The sequence below is a fragment of the Rhodobacter capsulatus genome (assembly GCF_052363175.1).
GTDB lineage: Bacteria > Pseudomonadota > Alphaproteobacteria > Rhodobacterales > Rhodobacteraceae > Rhodobacter > Rhodobacter capsulatus_D.
In genome coordinates this window covers 2,804,661-2,822,500 of the sequence record NZ_CP198946.1, presented here as the reverse complement: position 1 = coordinate 2,822,500, position 17,840 = coordinate 2,804,661, and the positions used below count along the sequence as shown (strand labels likewise).

General features: G+C 64.0%; 13 protein-coding genes, 1 tRNA gene, 2 rRNA genes and 1 pseudogene (1 of these 17 only partly in view). 8 read left to right on the top strand and 9 right to left on the bottom strand.

Annotation, left to right across the window (positions count from 1 at the left end; all coding sequences use genetic code 11):
• From ACTTAI_RS14825 to ACTTAI_RS14805, 5 genes are all read left to right on the top strand, one after another.
• A 23S ribosomal RNA gene (locus tag ACTTAI_RS14825) occupies positions 1 to 1,649 on the top strand (it extends 1,179 nt beyond the left edge of the window).
• A 150-nt stretch (positions 1,650 to 1,799) separates the two neighbouring features.
• Positions 1,800 to 1,914: ribosomal RNA gene (gene rrf, locus ACTTAI_RS14820) — 5S ribosomal RNA — on the top strand.
• A gap of 75 nt (positions 1,915 to 1,989) precedes the next feature.
• Positions 1,990 to 2,066: transfer RNA gene (locus ACTTAI_RS14815), tRNA-Met, on the top strand.
• Between the two features lie 281 nt (positions 2,067 to 2,347).
• Positions 2,348 to 5,026 carry an McrB family protein gene (locus ACTTAI_RS14810; RefSeq protein WP_444452291.1) on the top strand — a complete coding sequence of 893 codons (2,679 nt, stop codon included), beginning with the start codon at positions 2,348 to 2,350 and terminating at the stop codon, positions 5,024 to 5,026.
• Between the two features lie 86 nt (positions 5,027 to 5,112).
• Positions 5,113 to 6,339, top strand: coding sequence for an McrC family protein (locus ACTTAI_RS14805; RefSeq protein ID WP_444452290.1), 1,227 nt, complete (start codon positions 5,113 to 5,115; stop codon positions 6,337 to 6,339).
• Positions 6,340 to 6,591: 252 nt separating this feature from the next.
• On the opposite strand, the gene ACTTAI_RS14800 is transcribed toward ACTTAI_RS14805, so the two are convergent.
• From ACTTAI_RS14800 to ACTTAI_RS14790, 3 genes and pseudogenes are all read right to left on the bottom strand, one after another.
• On the bottom strand, positions 6,592 to 8,514 hold the full coding sequence (locus ACTTAI_RS14800; RefSeq protein ID WP_444452289.1) for a DUF2793 domain-containing protein: 1,923 nt from the start codon (positions 8,512 to 8,514) through the stop codon (positions 6,592 to 6,594).
• 21 nt (positions 8,515 to 8,535) lie between these two features.
• A pseudogene (locus tag ACTTAI_RS14795) lies at positions 8,536 to 12,502 on the bottom strand (baseplate multidomain protein megatron).
• 28 nt (positions 12,503 to 12,530) lie between these two features.
• The gene (locus ACTTAI_RS14790; RefSeq protein ID WP_444455781.1) at positions 12,531 to 12,965 is read right to left on the bottom strand and encodes an NlpC/P60 family protein; all 435 of its coding nucleotides are present in this window, start codon (positions 12,963 to 12,965) and stop codon (positions 12,531 to 12,533) included.
• A 220-nt stretch (positions 12,966 to 13,185) separates the two neighbouring features.
• Here ACTTAI_RS14790 and ACTTAI_RS14785 point away from each other — a divergent pair, with 220 nt between their 5' ends.
• The 3 genes from ACTTAI_RS14785 to ACTTAI_RS14775 are packed head-to-tail and all read left to right on the top strand — an operon-like array spanning position 13,186 to position 14,994.
• Positions 13,186 to 14,193, top strand: coding sequence for a helix-turn-helix domain-containing protein (locus ACTTAI_RS14785; RefSeq protein WP_444452288.1), 1,008 nt, complete (start codon positions 13,186 to 13,188; stop codon positions 14,191 to 14,193).
• Positions 14,186 to 14,479: a hypothetical protein gene (locus ACTTAI_RS14780; RefSeq protein WP_444452287.1), complete on the top strand. Its 294-nt coding sequence runs from the start codon at positions 14,186 to 14,188 to the stop codon at positions 14,477 to 14,479. Before ACTTAI_RS14785 ends, ACTTAI_RS14780 begins: the two co-directional genes overlap by 8 nt.
• On the top strand, positions 14,476 to 14,994 hold the full coding sequence (locus ACTTAI_RS14775) for a hypothetical protein (protein WP_444452286.1): 519 nt from the start codon (positions 14,476 to 14,478) through the stop codon (positions 14,992 to 14,994). The genes ACTTAI_RS14780 and ACTTAI_RS14775 overlap by 4 nt, the downstream gene beginning before the upstream one ends.
• A gap of 50 nt (positions 14,995 to 15,044) precedes the next feature.
• On the opposite strand, the gene ACTTAI_RS14770 is transcribed toward ACTTAI_RS14775, so the two are convergent.
• The 6 genes from ACTTAI_RS14770 to ACTTAI_RS14745 are packed head-to-tail and all read right to left on the bottom strand — an operon-like array spanning position 15,045 to position 17,838.
• Complete coding sequence (locus tag ACTTAI_RS14770; RefSeq protein WP_444452285.1) at positions 15,045 to 15,929, bottom strand: DUF2163 domain-containing protein; 885 nt, start codon at positions 15,927 to 15,929, stop codon at positions 15,045 to 15,047.
• Entirely contained in the window at positions 15,926 to 16,159 is a 234-nt protein-coding gene (locus ACTTAI_RS14765) for a hypothetical protein (RefSeq protein WP_444452284.1), read from the bottom strand. The genes ACTTAI_RS14770 and ACTTAI_RS14765 overlap by 4 nt, the downstream gene beginning before the upstream one ends.
• Before the next feature lie 16 nt (positions 16,160 to 16,175).
• A complete protein-coding gene (locus ACTTAI_RS14760; protein WP_444452283.1) occupies positions 16,176 to 16,736 on the bottom strand; it encodes a lysozyme in 561 nt (186 codons plus the stop codon).
• Between the two features lie 4 nt (positions 16,737 to 16,740).
• The gene (locus tag ACTTAI_RS14755; RefSeq protein ID WP_444452282.1) at positions 16,741 to 16,872 is read right to left on the bottom strand and encodes a hypothetical protein; all 132 of its coding nucleotides are present in this window, start codon (positions 16,870 to 16,872) and stop codon (positions 16,741 to 16,743) included.
• A complete protein-coding gene (locus ACTTAI_RS14750; RefSeq protein ID WP_013067133.1) occupies positions 16,865 to 17,215 on the bottom strand; it encodes a hypothetical protein in 351 nt (116 codons plus the stop codon). Before ACTTAI_RS14750 ends, ACTTAI_RS14755 begins: the two co-directional genes overlap by 8 nt.
• The gene (locus tag ACTTAI_RS14745) at positions 17,212 to 17,838 is read right to left on the bottom strand and encodes a phage distal tail protein, Rcc01695 family (protein ID WP_444452281.1); all 627 of its coding nucleotides are present in this window, start codon (positions 17,836 to 17,838) and stop codon (positions 17,212 to 17,214) included. The genes ACTTAI_RS14750 and ACTTAI_RS14745 overlap by 4 nt, the downstream gene beginning before the upstream one ends.
• Positions 17,839 to 17,840 lie beyond the last annotated feature (2 nt).

Genomic DNA, 17,840 nt, shown 5'->3' with positions numbered 1-17,840 from the left:
AAGCTTTGGATGTGCAGCAATGCACGTGGTAGCGGAGCGTTCTGTGATATAGCACCTTCCGACTTTAGCTTTCCTTCGGGAAAGTCTTGGTCGGAGCGGTGTTGACTGTGAAGCTTACCTGTGAGGATCCGGTGGAGTGATCAGAAGCGAGAATGTTGACATGAGTAGCGACAAAGAGGGTGAGAGACCCTCTCGCCGAAAGTCCAAGGGTTCCTGCTTAAAGCTAATCTGAGCAGGGTGTACCCTAAGGCGAGGCCGAAAGGCGTAGTCGATGGGAACCAGGTTAATATTCCTGGGCCAGGAGGATGTGACGGATGCTTACTGTTGTTCGACCTTATCGGATTGGTCGGGCAGCTGCGGTGTCCCTGGAAATAGCCCTCCATATGACCGTACCCTAAACCGACACAGGTGGACAGGTAGAGTATACCAAGGCGCTTGAGAGAACCACGTTTAAGGAACTCGGCAAAATGCCTCCGTAAGTTCGCGAGAAGGAGGCCCCATTGATAGGCAACTATCGGTGGGGGGCACAAACTAGGGGGTGGCGACTGTTTACTTAAAACACAGGGCTCTGCGAAGCCGTAAGGCGACGTATAGGGTCTGACGCCTGCCCGGTGCTGGAAGGTTAAAAGGAGGGGTGCAAGCTCCGAATTGAAGCCCCAGTAAACGGCGGCCGTAACTATAACGGTCCTAAGGTAGCGAAATTCCTTGTCGGGTAAGTTCCGACCTGCACGAATGGCGTAACGATCTCCCGCTGTCTCAAACGTGGACTCAGCGAAATTGAACTGTGTGTCAAGATGCACACTACCCGCGGTTAGACGGAAAGACCCCATGAACCTTTACTCCAGCTTTGCACTGGCATCAGGATTGTGATGTGCAGGATAGGTGGTAGCCTTTGAAACCGAGACGCCAGTTTCGGTGGAGGCTCCCTTGAGATACCACCCTTCGCACTCTTGATGTCTAACCGCGGCCCGTTATCCGGGTCCGGGACCCTGCATGGTGGGGAGTTTGACTGGGGCGGTCGCCTCCCAAATCGTAACGGAGGCGCGCGAAGGTAGGCTCAGACCGGTCGGAAATCGGTCGTTGAGTGCAATGGCAAAAGCCTGCCTGACTGCAAGACTGACAAGTCGAGCAGAGACGAAAGTCGGTCATAGTGATCCGGTGGTCCCAAGTGGGAGGGCCATCGCTCAACGGATAAAAGGTACTCTGGGGATAACAGGCTGATGATGCCCAAGAGTCCATATCGACGGCATCGTTTGGCACCTCGATGTCGGCTCATCTCATCCTGGGGCTGGAGCAGGTCCCAAGGGTATGGCTGTTCGCCATTTAAAGAGGTACGTGAGCTGGGTTTAGAACGTCGTGAGACAGTTCGGTCCCTATCTGCCGTGGGTGTAGGATACTTGAGAGGAGTTGCCCCTAGTACGAGAGGACCGGGGTGAACGTTCCACTGGTGGACCAGTTATCGTGCCAACGGTAGTGCTGGGTAGCTATGAACGGACAGGATAAACGCTGAAGGCATCTAAGCGTGAAGCCCCCCTCAAAACCAGGTATCCCTTGAGGGCCGTGGAAGACCACCACGTCGATAGGCCGGAGATGTAAGTGCAGCAATGCATTCAGTTGACCGGTACTAATTGCCCGATTGGCTTGATTTGATCCAGTAGCAGCAAGGCTCATGATCAAAAGCAAGTATACACGAGGTTAGTAAGAAGAACGCTCCGCGCCGGCGCAATGCCGGAGGCCGCAGTCGCGGCAGGTGCGCTTCTGATGTGAAACTTGACTTGGACAGATGGCTTCTTCCTCGGTTTGGTGGTCATAGCGTTGGCTAAACACCCGATCCCATCCCGAACTCGGCCGTTAAGGGCCAACACGCCGATGGTACTGCGTCTCAAGACGTGGGAGAGTAGGTCACCGCCAAACCTAGAAAGAAGCCATGTTCTCTCATACTCGATGACAAATACTCCCGATCGCAAAATATCGCCCTCGGGGAAATGGCGCGGGGTGGAGCAGCCCGGTAGCTCGTCAGGCTCATAACCTGAAGGCCGCAGGTTCAAATCCTGCCCCCGCAACCAAAAAATCTCAAATATATCAAATAGTTGAAACCCGACGCAAAACGTCGGGTTTTTGCCGTTCCCACCTACATCAACGCCACATCAACACCACCCAAGAAAAACCGCACCAGCACGCATAAGCGCGCAGGCGCAGGCACTGGCGGGCAACTCGCAGTTGCGCACATCCTTGCTTACGGCCATCATCGGCCCGTAGTTCCAGACGGTGAATTGACGACGACGGACTTTGCCTTCGGCTTCCTGACCTTGGAACGTCACCATTCGGCGAGGCAGGCGGCTATACGATGCAACAGGACGAATTCCGGAAGTGGCTTGTCGCTCAGGGCCAGACGGAGGCAACCGCCTCGTCGAGGGCGAGCAGCGCCAGGCGCGTGGAGCAGTATCTGGGTGATCTCGACCAGTTGTTCGCGCAGGAGGATCGGGACAGCATCCTGAACCGGTTTGCCTATTCGGCCGAGGATGAACGCGCTGAACGCCCAAATCCCTCGCCTGTCCCCATCGACGGTGTCTTGCGCACGGGGCTCGCCACCCTCCAGCAGGCCCTGAAGCTGTACCATTCCTTTCTCACCGAACAGTCCAATGTGCCCGACAAGGCAGAGCACCAGGCATTGGTCGACCGCCTCACCCGCAAGGAAGTCGAGGCGGCGATGCGGGAATGCGATCAGTTAGGCCTGAAGGCGTTCCTCGCTCGTGGTGGCTTTGCCAGCCCACAGGTCTGGGTCAGCGACGAGGGCAAGGATCAGTCCTATCCCGCGAAAGCCTCCGTCGCAGCAGCCTTGGGGCATCTTCCCGATGGCCGCGCCCTCGCTGCGAAGGAATTCTTCAACGGTTTCGGAGAGCCGCAGGCCTTCGCCAAACTTGAGGCTCTCGGGTACCAGATCGTGCGCAAGGGGGCCAACGGCAAGGATGACGCCTTCTCTCGCGACCGGATCGAAGGCGCGATGGACGCCTTCGAAAGGTTCCGCAACTCCGGTGCCCATGCTGATGCGTTCTCAAGCTTCGGCGCGCCATCAGAGTATTGGGTGCGGTCGACCCGCCCGCGCGAGGACAAGCGCTTTCCGACGAAGCCGATTGTCGGGTACCTTTTGGGCAAGGCCGCCAGCACATTCAACGGCGGATGGAGCCAACCGACGGACGCGGCCGCAAGACTGCATGCGGCGGGTTACGTCATCGTCGACCAGCATGACGCGCCGTTGCCGCTACCCGACCAGCACACACATCTGATGCGCGGGGCGGAACGCGCGCGTCTTGTGGCTCTCAACTACTTCATCGAGCCCGCCCGAGAGGCCGGACTTGCCTCGGTAATCATCCGCGCAGGCGACCTGCACGATATGTCGGGCCTGGTGAAGAACTGGGCGAATGTCTGTCAGGCGCTGGAAGGCGATATGTTCCAGAAGCTGGCCTCGGTCCCGGCGCCCGCGCGATCCGGGCCAGAGCGCAGCACCACGACCGAGTACACCTTTGTCCTGACGCAGGACGGAAAGGCGAAGGACCCGTCCATGCCGCATGCCGTTCAAACATCGACGACCAACCTTATCCTCTACGGTCCCCCGGGCACCGGCAAGACCTACCAGACGGCGTGGGAGGCGGTTCGTCTCTGCTTGGGCGATGCCGCCGCTGTCGACCTCACCGGCGAGGAGAACCGTGATCGATTGATGGCCGAATACCGGCGCTTGATGTCCGAGGGCCGGATCGAGTTCGTCACCTTCCACCAGTCGATGTCATACGAGGAATTTGTCGAGGGGCTGAGGCCTGCCATCGACGGGGAGGATCCGTCTGAAAATGGTGCAGGCTTCCGCCTTGAACCGGTCGCCGGGATATTCCAGCGAGTTGCTCGGCGTGCAGAGGCCATTGCACAAGCCGTCGGTATCCACGGGCAGTATGCAGATGCAACGCAAGCGACGCCGGATGCCCCGGAGCCTGATGCGGAGGTGTTTCCGTTGGCCGCGGCCGAAGGCGCGGACAACAATGACCTTCAGCCCCAACCGGCATTTGCGGAAGAGCTGTTTACAGTCGGTCAACTTCCGCCTGTGCGCGAAGGCACTTTCCGAAAGCTTGCCCAGGACGTCGCGCTGCAACTGGCAGAAACACACCCGCAGGGCTTCTCTCTCAACCACTACCGTGAAAGCCTCGTGCGCGCCGGTCGCGAGACGGGTGTTGAGCCGACCGGTGGTTGGGAGAAACACAACATGCCCACTTGGGCCAGCCATCCTGACCAAGCCTGGCTGGTGCCCGCAGCCGCGGCTTCCGCAACTGCGGCGATGCAGACTCCTCCAATAAATGGCGGCTTGCAGAGGTCGGGCGCCACGGTCAGGGTCGAGCAAAATACCGCAGCTGCGCATGTCCTGATCATCGACGAGATCAACCGGGCCAATATCTCGAAGGTCTTCGGCGAACTGATCACGCTCCTGGAACCTGACAAGCGCCTCGGGCGGCGCGACGAAATCCAGCTGGCCTTGCCCTACTCGAAGAAGCGCTTTGGGGTGCCGCCCAATCTGCACATCATCGGCACCATGAACACGGCTGACCGCTCGATTGCGCTGCTGGACACGGCCCTGCGCCGCCGGTTCACCTTCAAGGAACTGATGCCGAACCCCTCAGTCCTGTCCCCGAATGTCGGGGGGATCAACCTGCAGAAACTGCTGGCCACGATCAACGACCGTATTGAGTATCTCTTCGACCGCGAACACCAGATCGGGCACGCCTATTTCACCGGCTGCAAATCACCCGGGGACGTCGAGGACGTCATGCGGCACAAGGTCATTCCCCTCCTGTCCGAGTATTTCTACGAGGATTGGTCGAAGGTTGCCGCCGTTCTGGGCGATGGCCCGCAGGGGGCGTCCCGGTTTCTTGAGGCGCGCCGCTTGAACGCGCCGCCCGGAATTGCCGCTGATGATTTCAGCGGCGAGCGACTGCGCTGGCGGGTGAAGGACCAGTTCGACTTCTCCGAGTTCGCGGCCTGATGCCCGCCTACTCCGTTCGCGAATGGGAGTCTGTGCCCCATGGTGATGGGGAAGGGTGTATTCCACCGCATCTTGCCCAGCGCCTTGTGGCACTGGCCAAGGCATCCCCCTTCGCCGGGCGTGGCGGCGGTGGCGTTTTGGAGGATCGCCGCGATGACCTGCGGGCGCGCGGGGTGGTTGGCGTTTTGGCGGTGCCGGGCTGCACCCTCGAAATCCTGCCGAAGATCGACGTCGGTGAAAAGGAAGGCTCGGCCGAAGAGAAGCGCGAAATCCGCAAGCGACTTGTCCACATGCTCGCGGTGGCCCTCGACCTGAAAATACAGACCGGACGCATGACCGACCTCGACTGGCAGCGCGAAACGCTGCTGGAAATCCTGATCCGCATCTTTTGCGACAAGCTGACCGAGGCGGTTCGCCGAGGCATGCCGCGGCGCTACACCCTCCACGACGATGACCTGCCGACCTTGCGCGGGTCGCTCGACATTCCGCGCCAGTTCACCCGCCATCTCGCAAACCCGGGCCGTCTGGCCTGCCGCTTTGGCGAGTTGTCCGAGGATATCGCCCTCAACCGCATCATCAAGGCGACCATCGCGCATTTGGCGCGCATGTCGCGAAACGCGACGAACGTGCAGCGGCTGCGCGAACTGTCCTTCGTCTATGCCGACGTGGCTGAGGTGCAGATCCCCGCCCTGCGGTGGGACGATGTTGTCATCGACCGCACGAACAACGCCTGGCAGGAACTCTTTGGAATGGCGCAACTGTTCCTGCGCAACCGATACCAGACGACCAGCGCCGGGTCAGGTCAGGGATCGGCCCTGCTGTTCGAGATGAACGCACTGTTCGAGGAGTACATCGGCCGTCTGGTGACGCGGGCGCTGGCGGGGTCCGAGTTCCGCGTGACATTGCAGGGCGGCCGCTTGTTCTGCCTGAGATCGCTTGATGACGATCGTGCGGTGTTCCAGACCAAGCCCGACATCCTGATCTGGCGCGCTGGCCAGGTCGTCCATGTGATCGACACAAAGTGGAAGCGGATTTCCGACCGGATCGACGATCCGAAGCAGGGCGTGTCCCAAGCGGATGTCTATCAGATGATGGCCTATGCCCACCTCTACAAGGCACCGCGGCTGACGCTGCTCTACCCCCACTATGTGGGCTTGGGCGGCGCAGAGGGGATCCGCGCGCGGTTCCGGGTGACGGATCAGGAAACGGTGTTGGAAACGGCCAGCTTCGATATCTCCAACGGCGCCGAACTGGTGGATCGCATTCTGAGACGGGTCCTGTGCCAGCTTGATGCAATGGCGTTGCCGAGTTGACGCGCCAACCTCAGAGATCATTGTTGTCTGGTCGTCTCACGAACTTGGTTCCTTCGAAAAGCGAGACGAGTGCACATTTGTGCCCATTTCGGCGCGCGACAGCGGCGGTGGATATGTGCCACTGTATCCGGGCAGCGATTCCCTGCAGCTCCTTGAAACCGTGAACCCGCGAGGCGGGCCGGGTGCGCCCGGTCGGTCGAGGCGTTGGCGCTTCCCGACCGGCGCTGCCCGGCCCGCCTTGCAAGATCGTCCTCAGTAATCTGTTTCCAGATAGACCCCGGCACAGTCATAGGCGACGGCGGCGGCCGTGGCGCCGGTGTTCAGGAAGAGCCGCGGCGAGAGGAATTGCGTGTTCGCAGGCAGGTCCGCGGTGATCTCCTGCTCGAAGACCGCGCCTGACACCTCGTCGACCACCCGCACCCAGACCGAGCTGCCATTCGGCGCGGCGGCAATGAACAGGGTCAACACCCCACCCGTGGCGATGGCGAAGCTCGCGCCCATATCGGTGAGCGCCGGTGCCCCCGATGCATCATTCGTGACCATCTGCCAGCGGGTGTGCGTCCCGCGCTGGAAACCGATGCCGATGCAGGTGACGGCGGTGGCGAGCGTCAAGGTGGTGGCGAGAGCGGCCGTCGATCCGTAAAGCCCAAAGAACCCCATGCCGGTCGCCTGCAGGGTTGCGAGCGAAATCCGCGTGACGAAGGTCCAGCCGCCGAGGCCAGCCGAGTTGCCGCGCCAGCAGGCCCAGCCTGCGGAGCGCTGGTCGGCGACCGAGTCCGCCACTGCGGCCGAGGTCAGCCTCCAGCGCCGCATTGAAGCGGCGAGGTTGGTCGAGGCCAATGTCGGATGCGAAACGGTCCCGACCGAGGTGAGCGGCAGCCCCTCGGTGGTGATCGTGGTGCTCGTCGAGGGCGACCAGTTGGCGATGCGGTTGACCCCGAAGTGTGGCTGGAGCGGGAAGTCGCGGCCCGAGGGGCGCATCACGTCGATCCATGGGGCGCCTGCGCGGCTGCGGGCATAGACGGCGGCCTTACCCGCAGGCGGTGGTGTCGGCGCGGCGCTGAGGCCGGGCAGGACCGTCGGCTGCGGCAGTTCCACTTGGCCGCTGGCGCGGTCGATCCTGATGGCGTCATAAAAGGCCGACCCGTCCGGGCTGACCTTGAAGCTGAAGTCGTCGTTGCCGAGCAATCCGATCAGCGCCCGTGCTGAAAACCCGGTCTTGAAGGCACAGGCCGCGTCATTTGCGGCGGCTGCCTTGTTGACCGTCGCCTCGATCCCGGCCCCGGCGTTGTTCAGCAGCACTGCCGGGGTGTTGACCGAGAGCCGGTTGGTGCTGTCTGCTGTCGCCCCACCGAGACCCAGAAGCTGCGCTGTCAGGTTCGCTTGCGGCATGCCGACCTGCGTGACCGCATTGGCGAAAGTGACAGTCGGAGTGTTGACGACGGTCGTGCCGCCCGCGCCAGCCGTGGCCGAGCCGATGTTCACGACGGTGGTCGATCCGGACGTGCCGCCGGTGCCAAGGTTCACCGTCTTTGTGACGCCGGTGGTCGTGGCCCCAGTGCCCATCCCGTAGGTGGCGGTGGTCGTCGCTGTGCCGATGGTGGCGCTGGCGGCCGAGACCGTCACGGTTCCGGACGCCGTCAGGGTGCCGGAGAAGGTCTTGTTGCCGGTAAAGGTCTGCGTGCCCGCAAGGATCGCCAGCTCCGACGAGGTGTTCGGCAGGGTGTAGCTGCGCGTGGTGCCCGTTGCGATTCCCGACAGCGAAAAGGTTGCCTTCTTCGTCGGATCGGCATCGTTCACCAGGCTGAAGACCGCATCCGACACGTTGCTCGGCTCGCCCACCAGCTCCCAAGCCGCACCGGTCCAGACGAGGAACAGGCCCTCGGCCGCGACCCAAGTGAGCCAGCCGGGGCGCGGCACGAGGCGGATCCATGCGCCGTCCACCCAGAAGGCCACATTCAGATCCCACCCGGCCCAGGGGCCGGTCGCGCCGGAGGCGACCAGATGCCGATTACCGTCAGCTGGGCTCGCGGGCGGTGCGGTGCGCGTGCGATCGAGAACCGAGAGCTGCACCATGGCATCGAGCAGGCGCAGCGCCTCGTTGTGGGTGACGTGCTTCTGGGCTTGGGCTGCCAGGAGATACGGCAGGCCCAGATGGGTCGATGTGTCGGACATGGGAATTCCCGTGGATTGGGATCAGAATTGCAGCGTGACCGCGGCGGGCGTTCCGCGGCCGAGGCGGTTCGAAAGCTGGTAGATGCGCAGCGCCAGCGTCTGACCGGGGCCGAGCAGCGCGCCCCAATCCGCGGTCTGCTGGGCGGCGGTGTAAAGGACGGAGGTCGTGGAGCTCGTCAGCGTGCGCTTGACGGTCGTCCCGTCGAGGATCAGCACATCGTAGCTTTCCAGGTCTTCGGCGAGTGGCACTTCGACCTGTTCCCAGGCATCGGCGACCAGCGCACGGGACCGGCGCGTCCAGCGGATCGTCAGATCGCCCGGGCTGCGTGCCGCTCGCCATGGCTGTTCGACATGCACCGGAGCAAAGGGCATGAGGCCCCGACCTTCGGGCGTGAAGCCCAGCGCGGTGTAGCTATCGTCGCTGACGGCACGCGCGGCCGGGCCAACCCCCCAGTTCCAGGGCAGGCCAAGGTCCGCCTCGGCGATCGGCAGCGATGTCAGCGCCGCGTCGAGCACCACCACTCGCGCTCCGGCCGGGGTGGGGTTGCCCATCGCGTGTTCCGTCCCGCGCTGGCCGCGCAAGAGGCGGGTCAGGCGATAGCGGCCGGGGGCGATCAGCTCGGCTTGGCCAGCTTGGACGATCTCCCAGACGCCCACTGCGGTCTCGATCGCCAGAGCGTTTGCGCCGCCAAACAGGGCGACATCCGTCACGCTTTCCAGCGTCCCAGAGAGGAGATCGACCACCAGCGCGTTGCCTAGATCGAAGCGGGAGGTCGGCCCCGGAAAGAAATCGAAGGCCAGCGAGCCGATCTGCGCGCGACTGCCGAAGGTCGTCAGGAGGTTAAACCCGTCCATCGAGGCACTGCGGAACACGGCGATCTCGCCCGGCCAGGGGCTGGCATGGGCCGCGATCCAGGGGCGATGCGTGGCCACATCCTCGCTGATCTGCGGCAGATCCAGCATCACCACGTCCGGTGTGCCAAAGACGACGGGGCTGGCGAGCGAAGCCGGGCGGGGATCGCCCGGCGGCAGGTCATAGGCCGCGCGGTCCTGGCGCACCGCCTCGATGCCGCGCGCTTCGGCATCGGCGATGGATGTGAGGCGGAATTCCATCTCGCGGCCGTCATGTGCGAGGCGGATCACGTCGGCCGGATCGAGGACCAGCTTTGACGGCGGCAGGCGGAAAGTGGCGCTCTCGCGACCGATCCACGCCTCCATCAGCGCGCGGCGGCAACGGCGTTCGGCCTCCTCGGGCGGGATTGCCATCGGGAAGCTTTCCGAGGCGATGCGGGTGGTGTCGACGGTGATGCGGCGGGCCTCGACCTGTGCTGCGTCGTAATCCTCATCTGCGCGGGCGACCTGCCACTTCAGGGCCTGCGGCAGTTCGGTCTCCTGACCACGCGTCAGTTCGAACGCCTCGCCCTCGCGGCTCGCGACCAGATCGTCGATGGCCAGCGTGGCTACCGACGCGCGGCCGCGCATGACAAAGCGGATCACGCCCTCCGTCTCGATGGCGTCGAACCCGAAATGCCGGGCCAGCGTGGAAATCGAGGCCCGCGGGCTTTCCAGCGCCCCGATCACATAGCCCTCGACCGCGCCCCAGAGGTCCGAGACGTCGATCAGGCTTTCCGCGAGCCCGGCGCGCAGGCAGAGGTGGCGCACGAGGGCGGCGAGCGAGACCGCACCGAGCCGTCCGGTGAGCCAGTGCCCGAGTCGCCAGTTCGCGCCATCGGTCCAGACGCCGGTCAGTTCGGGAAAGAACGGATAAGGCCGCGCGTCCCAGGTCCAGGCAGCGCATTCCGGCACATGCACCATCCGGCCACCGAAGACGGACGACGTCGGGTTGTTGGCCGGGGTTCCCCACCAGAGATAGCTCGCTTCGAGATAGGCGCGCTGGATGGCATCGTCGCGCCAGCCGCGGGAAAAATGGGGCGTGGCGCTCTCGGACGACTTCGGGTCGAAGAAGACGTTCGGCTGGTTCGTGCCCCGGTCGATGGCGGGACAGCCGAGTTCGTTGAACCAGATGGGTTTGGATTGCGGCACCCATGCAGTGGGCGTGCCGCTCTCGATCCCGCCCGGGCGGTTGACATGCGGGTTCGACCACCAGGCGCGGAGATCCTTGAAGCGGAAGACCCACGGCTTGCCAGCGGCTCCGTCGGTGATCGGCGTGCGGACCTGCGCCGACCTGTCGGAGGCCGAGGCATAGAACCACTCAAAACCCTCGCCAGCAGCGATGTTCGATTGCAGGTAGCCCCGGTCATAAATCGCGGGCCAGCCTTGGAGGGCATCGGCATGGTCAAACCCGTCGCGCCAGTCCGAGAGCGGCATGTAATTGTCGATGCCGATGAAGTCGATGTTGGCGTCCGACCAGAGCGGGTCAAGATGGAAGAACACGTCCCCCGTGCCGTCAGAGGGCTGGTGGCCGAAGTATTCCGACCAGTCGGCGGCGTAGCCGATCTTCGTGCCCAGCCCGAGGATGGATCGCACGTCGGCCGCCAGTGCCTTGAAGGCCGTCACGGCCGGATAGGTGCTGGCGCCCGAGCGGATGGTGGTCACCCCACGCATCTCCGAGCCGATCAGGAAGGCATCGACCCCGCCCGCGGCGGCGCAGAGATGGGCGTAATGCAGCACCATCCGGCGCAGGCCCCAATCACCGGGCGCGCCGGTGAAGGTTACCGCGTCTCCGGAAATAGAAAACTGTGCCGGGGTGGCCGGGCCAAAGAAAGCGGAAACATGCGTGGCCGCAGCCGCGGTCTTGTCCACGGTTCCCGCAGAACCTGCGGCCGGGGAGCAGGTGATCCGGCCGCGCCAAGGGAAGCTCGGCTGGCCGAGCGTTGCGGCGTTGTCGGAATAGGGATCGGGCAGCGTGTTTCCGGGCGGCGCATCCAACAGCAGGAACGGATAGAAGGTGACCCGCAGCCCGCGCGCTTTCATCTCGCGGATTGCCTCAACCACCGCGAAATCCGCGGGCGTGCCGCCATAGACCGGGCGATCCTCAGTATCGCGGCTGACCAGATGAGCCGCCGCGCGGGAGACCCCATTGACCGTCCAGACCTTCGGGCTGGTCGTCTTGGTCGCCACCTCGACGCCGGGTTTGATCGCGCAGTTCCCGGCGCGCAGGTCATTGCCGAACCAGGCGACGACGAGGCTGACGCTTTCGACCGCAGGCGCTAGGGCCTGCAGCCGGTCGAGCGCCACCACCATGTCGGCGGTGTCGGAAACCGCGTTCAGGTTCTCGGCCAATTGCGCCCCGGTCGCGCCCTTGCGGATCGCCTCGGTCGCATAGGCGAACTCGCCCGAGGCGGGGATCATCGTCACCGCTTTCACCAGACCCTCCGCGGTGTCGGCATCGGCCAGGGGCCGGAACACCTCGAAGCTGAGCTGCGGCAGGCGGTTGCCGAAGGTGGCAAGCGGCAGCTCCTCGAAGACGACATAGGCCATGCCGCGATAGGCGGGGGTGTTGGCCGCACCCATCTTCGCGGCGATGAACGGATCGGCGGTCTGGGTCTCGCTGCCCGGATACCAGCGCCAGGAGAGACCAGTCGTGTCGAGCGGCTTCCCATCAGCCCAGATGCGACCAATGCCGGTGATCGGGCCTTCGCAGAGCGCCACGGCAAAGGACGCATAGTACAGATACTCGGTGGTCTTGACCTTGCCACCCCCGCCCCCCTTTCCGCCCCCCTGCGTCGTGGTCTTCGTCTCTTCGCGGAAATCGGTGGCCCAGAGGATGTTGCCGCCGATCCGCATCCGCCCGTAAAGGCGGGGGATCGCGGCGCCTTCGGTGGAGGAGGTGATGCGCAGCGTGTCGAGCCGCTGACCCTCGATCCGTTGCGCGGGCGCGAGCGAGGGAGACGATCCAGCTGTCGACGACCGAGCCCACGGTCGAGCCGACGAAGCCGCCGATGACGGCGCCGGAAAGGCCGAGGATCGTGCCGCCGAAAGCCCCGCCGATGGCGGAGCCGACGGCGCCGAGGACAAGCGTTGCCATGACGAAATCTCTGGGTTCGAGGGAAGAGTCAGGGTGCCGGGAACAGGAAAGCGAACGCGATGCGCCGCCGCCATGTCGACGTCAGCGGTTCCTCAATCACGCCGAGGCGTTCATAGGCGTGGAGGAAGGTGTCCGGGCTGGTGAGGATGCCCACATGCTTGGCTATGGCGCGCGGCCTCATGCGAAACAGGACGAGCGCGCCGGGCGGGGCGTTGACGGCTGCAATCTCTGGCATCATCGCCCTTGCGCCCTCGGCCAGCGCCTCGCGCGGGCCAATCTCGCCCCAATCCCGGCTGTAGGGCGGGATCGGGAACGGCTCCGGCCCGACGACATCGCGCCAGACGCCGCGCGCAAGGCCGAGGCAGTCGCAGCCGACCCCGCGCAAACTGGCCTGGTCGTGGTACGGCGTGCCCAGCCACGACCGCGCGACGGCGATGACGCGGGCAGGATCGGACACAGTCACTTCGCTCGATGATTCGGCCGAGTGATACCCAGAAGCATCACCGGGTTGCCGTCGCCCATTCAATGCGCGCGAACTTGGCATCAATAGTATCCTTTCAGTCCTATCCCGCCTGAGGTGGCGAGCGAGAGCCCGTCTGTTCGTGAGTATCATTGACCAAAGATGATCCTAGATTTGATCTGCCCAAGGTATCATTTTGGCCGCGTGATCCAGGAGGTTGCCAATGACCACGAAAATCCATCCCGCTGCGCTCAAGCACTACCGAGACAAAAATCGCTGGACGCAGGAGCAGCTTGCCGAAGCGACCAAAGGCAAGAACCGAGTCAGTCTTCCGACGATCAAGCGGATAGAAAGCACCAAGAGTGCCTTCTATCGCGCCGAAGGTCGTATTGCTGAAGGTTTGGCGAAAGCCCTCGGTGTCACGGTTGATGCTCTCTCGAAGCCACCTACCAACGAGGCAGAACGCGAGGCATCGCTCAAGCAGTTTGGCTATCGACCGTTGCGCACCATGGTGGATGCAGAGACCGCCTTGGCCTTCAACATGGTCCAGCACATCTACGGCATACCCGTTCATTCGCAGATTGTGATGGCACCGCTGTTTGCTGCGCTTCTCGCTGAGGGCAGCCTTGCCTGGCGCCGTGAGCGGGTTGCCGAGATCGAGGAAGCGGCAGGCAGGCTGATGTCGCTTGGCGGTGGCCATTTTGCTTTCGCGAATTCCGCTTACAGGGCGGTGGACGGCGCTAAGCAGGAGCGGAAATGCATCGAAAAGCGTGATCTGTTTGGCGATGATATCCCAGACGACGTGTATGACCTCGGATACGACCCGTCGCGCAACAATCCTTTTGCGGATTTCCTCAAGCACTTCGCGCGCAAGGTTGGAGCGCAGATTGTCTCCTTCAACGGCGACTGGTCAACGACCGGCTGGAAAACCAGCGAGGGCATGCCCGAGTATCGGATCGGAGCTGAATTGATCAGCGATCTGACGGGAGACGATCCTGATGCCGAGTACGCCCTGTTGCGAGGGCACACCAAGGTCAAGGATATCCCGACCGACTTGCTCGGCGAGGACCATTTGGCCGATCGGATCACCTGGATTGTCGGTCGAATTCCGGAGGCTGAACTTGAAAAACGCAGGTCGGAACGTGCGGCACGTCTTTCCTCACTCGGCGACCTGGACTCCGTCTTGGCGGCACTCGGGATTGATGAAGCAAAGGAGAATGACGATGAATGACCTTCGTTTCACGGCGCATGCCGAGGCAAGGATGCGGCAGCGCGGCTATCGTGACGCGGACATTGGCTTCGTCCTCAGTGTCGCGACCCGTGTGGCGGAGGACGCGTTCTTTCTCAGTGACAAGGACGCCTCCCGCGAAATCGAGCGTCGTCGCCATGAAATTCAGCAGCTTGAACGTCTGCGCGGCACCAAGGTCATCCTTGAGGGCGAAAGCTTCGTAACGATCTACCACTCTGACAGGAGAGCGGCTCGGGCCCAGAGCAGGAAAAGTGGGAGATTGTCATGAGCAACGATTGCCGTGCCAATGAGGTGGTTGTCTCCTTGCCCATTACCTTCATTGAGACAATCATTTCGTTGCGATCCTCGCTTGATCAAGATGTTGCCTCGGCCCTCGCGAAAAGCCTCGCAGACGCTCGAACGCGGATCGCGCCTCCGTTGAACCCGCCTTCGCCAAGTTTTGCGGTCAATGACCGCGGGAAGTACGCTGCAGAGTTTCTCGGTGTTCGTTTCGCGGCAGCCACGCTTGCGGAGGTGTTTTGCCGGGTGGTGGACATGATGGCGGATGTCGCGCCGGAGGTCTTGGTCTCGCTTTCCGAAATCCGCACTCGCGGACGGCGGCTCGTTTCCAAGGATCCTCATCAGATCCATCCTTACAGCCCACATCTGCCAGTGCTTCGGAGCGCTTCCGGCTGGTGGCTCAGCAAGAATATAAGCCAAGGCCAACTGAAGCTGGCACTGCGCAAAACCTGTGAGATGTCGAGTTTGACTTTCGGAAAAGACATCAAGTTTCCCTTGCGGTAGCTCGGCGGCCGGGCAGAGGGATAACGCTTGTTTCTCGTCCGACGCGTTCATCACAGCACCGTTCCCGCGTGGCCACCGTCCTTGGTTGCGTAACGCAGGACCGCGTCCTGGCCGGGGATATGCGGGAAGCCCCGGAAGTTCGCGACATTGGCGAACTTTGTCCGGCAGGTTGCGAGGCTCTTGTCGCAGCCCGCGCGCACCGTGAACGCGTCCGTTTCCGTGATCGGCCGCACCGGGGCTTCGAGCAGGGTCAGGATTACTACCCCATCGACGATGACATGCGACAGCACCTCAACCTGCCGCCCGGCATTGGCACCGCTCGTCCATTGGATCCGTCCATAGGAAAACCAGCCCGCGGCATAGGCTTGCAGCCCCTCGGTCGCAAAGGCGCGATCGCGCTGCCGCGCGACCACCGTGCCGGTACCGGTGTAGATCGGCGTTTCGGCATTGATGCCACAGCGCGTATCGCCCAGTGCAGCATCGCAATTCGCCTGAAACGTGCGCCCGACCGTCTGGCCGAGGACATGGGCAAGGCTCCGAACCTCAGCGACGAAAGCCAGCCGCCCACGCCGGATCTGGCCGATGGCGCCGCGGCGCAAAAGCACGCGCTGCGCGGGCGCCGACCAGTTCACCCGCCAGACTTCGACGGTGGCATTGTCCCAACGGCCATCGAGAATGTCGGTCTCGGTGATCCGGTCGGAGGTCAGCACCCCTTGCGCGTCCTGCGCGTCGACGGAAAGGTCAGAGCCGGATCGCACCTCAGACGCCGACAGTCCGCTTTCGGGCTCGAACGCGGTGCCGTCGAACCACAGGCTCCGGTCGTGGTCGGTGAAGCCGAAACTTACGCCATCGGCGCGGGTGATGCGCCAGCACCAGGCGAGGGTCGTCGTGCCCTCGTCGAGGTGAGACTGGAGGTCTGGCGGGAGGGACTTCATTTGTCCTGCCCGGAAAAGCCGCGCTCGATCCGGTCGCGCAGGCCGATGAGGCCGAGACCGAGGCTGATCAGCGTCATCGGCGCGGCATCGCCCGAGCCCGAGAGCAGGGCGACGAGGCGGGCCAGAGCGGCCAGCTGGCCCTGATCGGGCAGAAAGAGGGCACCGGTGCCGGTGGCAAGGGCGAGACAGCCCGCCCACCAGGTCAGGGATTTGGGGCGAAGGTAACGCATCGGAGGTCTCCTTGGGTCAGAGGGGGGAAAGCAGCGCGAGGGCGTCCACCTCGCTCAACCGTCGCAGCGGGCGGGCGAAATCCACCCTTCCGTTGCGATCGACGGACCAGACGGTGAGCGCGCCGGTGGGATAGCGGCCGTCGCCGAAGAGATCGCGTTCGGCCTCGCGCCGGGGCCGGATCGCGGCGGGTCGCAGCCAGCCCATGAAGGCTTCGGCCGCGGCGCCGCGATTGCCCGCGTTCAGATGGCGGGTGAGAGCCGCCTTGGCGATGCCGCCGGTGTTGTAGTGGAAGCTGACCAGCGCATCGAACTCATGCGGGGCAAGCGGCACCTGCACCGCGCGTAAGACCGCGGCCTCGTAGGTTGTGATGTCGGTGCGGAAGAGCCGAAACGCCTCGCGGATCGCGGCGGTGACATCCGCGGGCAGGCCGCGCGGCATCTGTGCTGGGTCGGGCGGGCCCGCCGCGGTGGTGTGGCCGATGCCGAAGGTCCAGATCTTGCGGACATCGAGATAGGGCCCGGGCACGATGCCCTCGTGCCGGGCGAGGGCCAGAAGCCCCCGGTTGGTCATGTGCATGGGATCACCCGAGTGTGGAGACGAGGAAGATCAGCGCCGCGACGATCACGCCGATGCGCAGGCGATGGCGAAAGGCCTGGCCCGGATCGGCGGCATCGCAGCGAAGAACGCGGGCGCGGCGGAGGAGCTCATGCATCGGCGTCGTCTCCCTTCCGGGCGCGCAGCCGGGCGAGGGCGACCTCGATGAAGGCCGGGCCGAAGACGCCGACGAGATAGGCCGCCGAGCCTGCTGCGCCCCCTGCCGGGATCGCCTCGGGCGGCAGGGCAAGCCAGGCGGTGATGAGCGCCATCGAGAGGCTTCCCATGCCCGCGGCGATCAGCCCGCCCAGCAGGATGTGGCGCAGCGCGTCGCGCAGGCGCATGCGCGTGGTCAGCGCGTTCGTGGCGCCGCCGAGCGCCCCCCAGGCGGCGAGGATCACCGCCGTCGAGGTGAGCAGATCGCGCAGCGCGGCGCCGACAAAGCTCGTGTCGTCATTCATGGGCGGATCTCCGTGAGGGGAATGGAGGGGATCGAGCCGAGCCGCTCGAGATCGAGGGTGATGTCGAGCGTGTCGGTGTCGAAGCGGACGGGGACGTCGAAGTCGAAGCCCGCGGTGAGGGCGACGCCTGCGGCGGGTGCGGTGGCGAAAGTGACAAGGCCGGTTGCGGGTGAGACCGACCAGCCGGAGGGCTGCGGGGTGCCGTTCAGGGCAAGGGTCACGGTCCCGGCGACGGGCTTGGTGATCGCGCGCGTCCAGCTTTGCGCGCCGGAGGTGTAGCGCTTCGTCAGCTGAAACTGTGTCGTGCTGCCGTCGCCGGTGCCGATCAGCTGATCGGTCGGGCCCGGGATTTGCGAGGGCAGGCAGGACTTGAAATCGGCCCAATCCTTGAAGCGGAAGCCGTAAAGACGGCCGTTCCGCGCTTCGAAAAACGCCACGACCGCCGCCAGATCATCGGCGCGGCGGATGCCGTAGGCGACGTCATAGCGGCGGCGCGAATTGGCCCAGCTGGCATTGCGCTCCTCGGCGCCCGAGGCAAGTTCGACGATCTGCGTGCGCCGCTCCGGGCCGCCCCGCGCCCCGCGGCTGATGTTGTCCGGAAACCGGACGTCGTGAAAGGCCATGG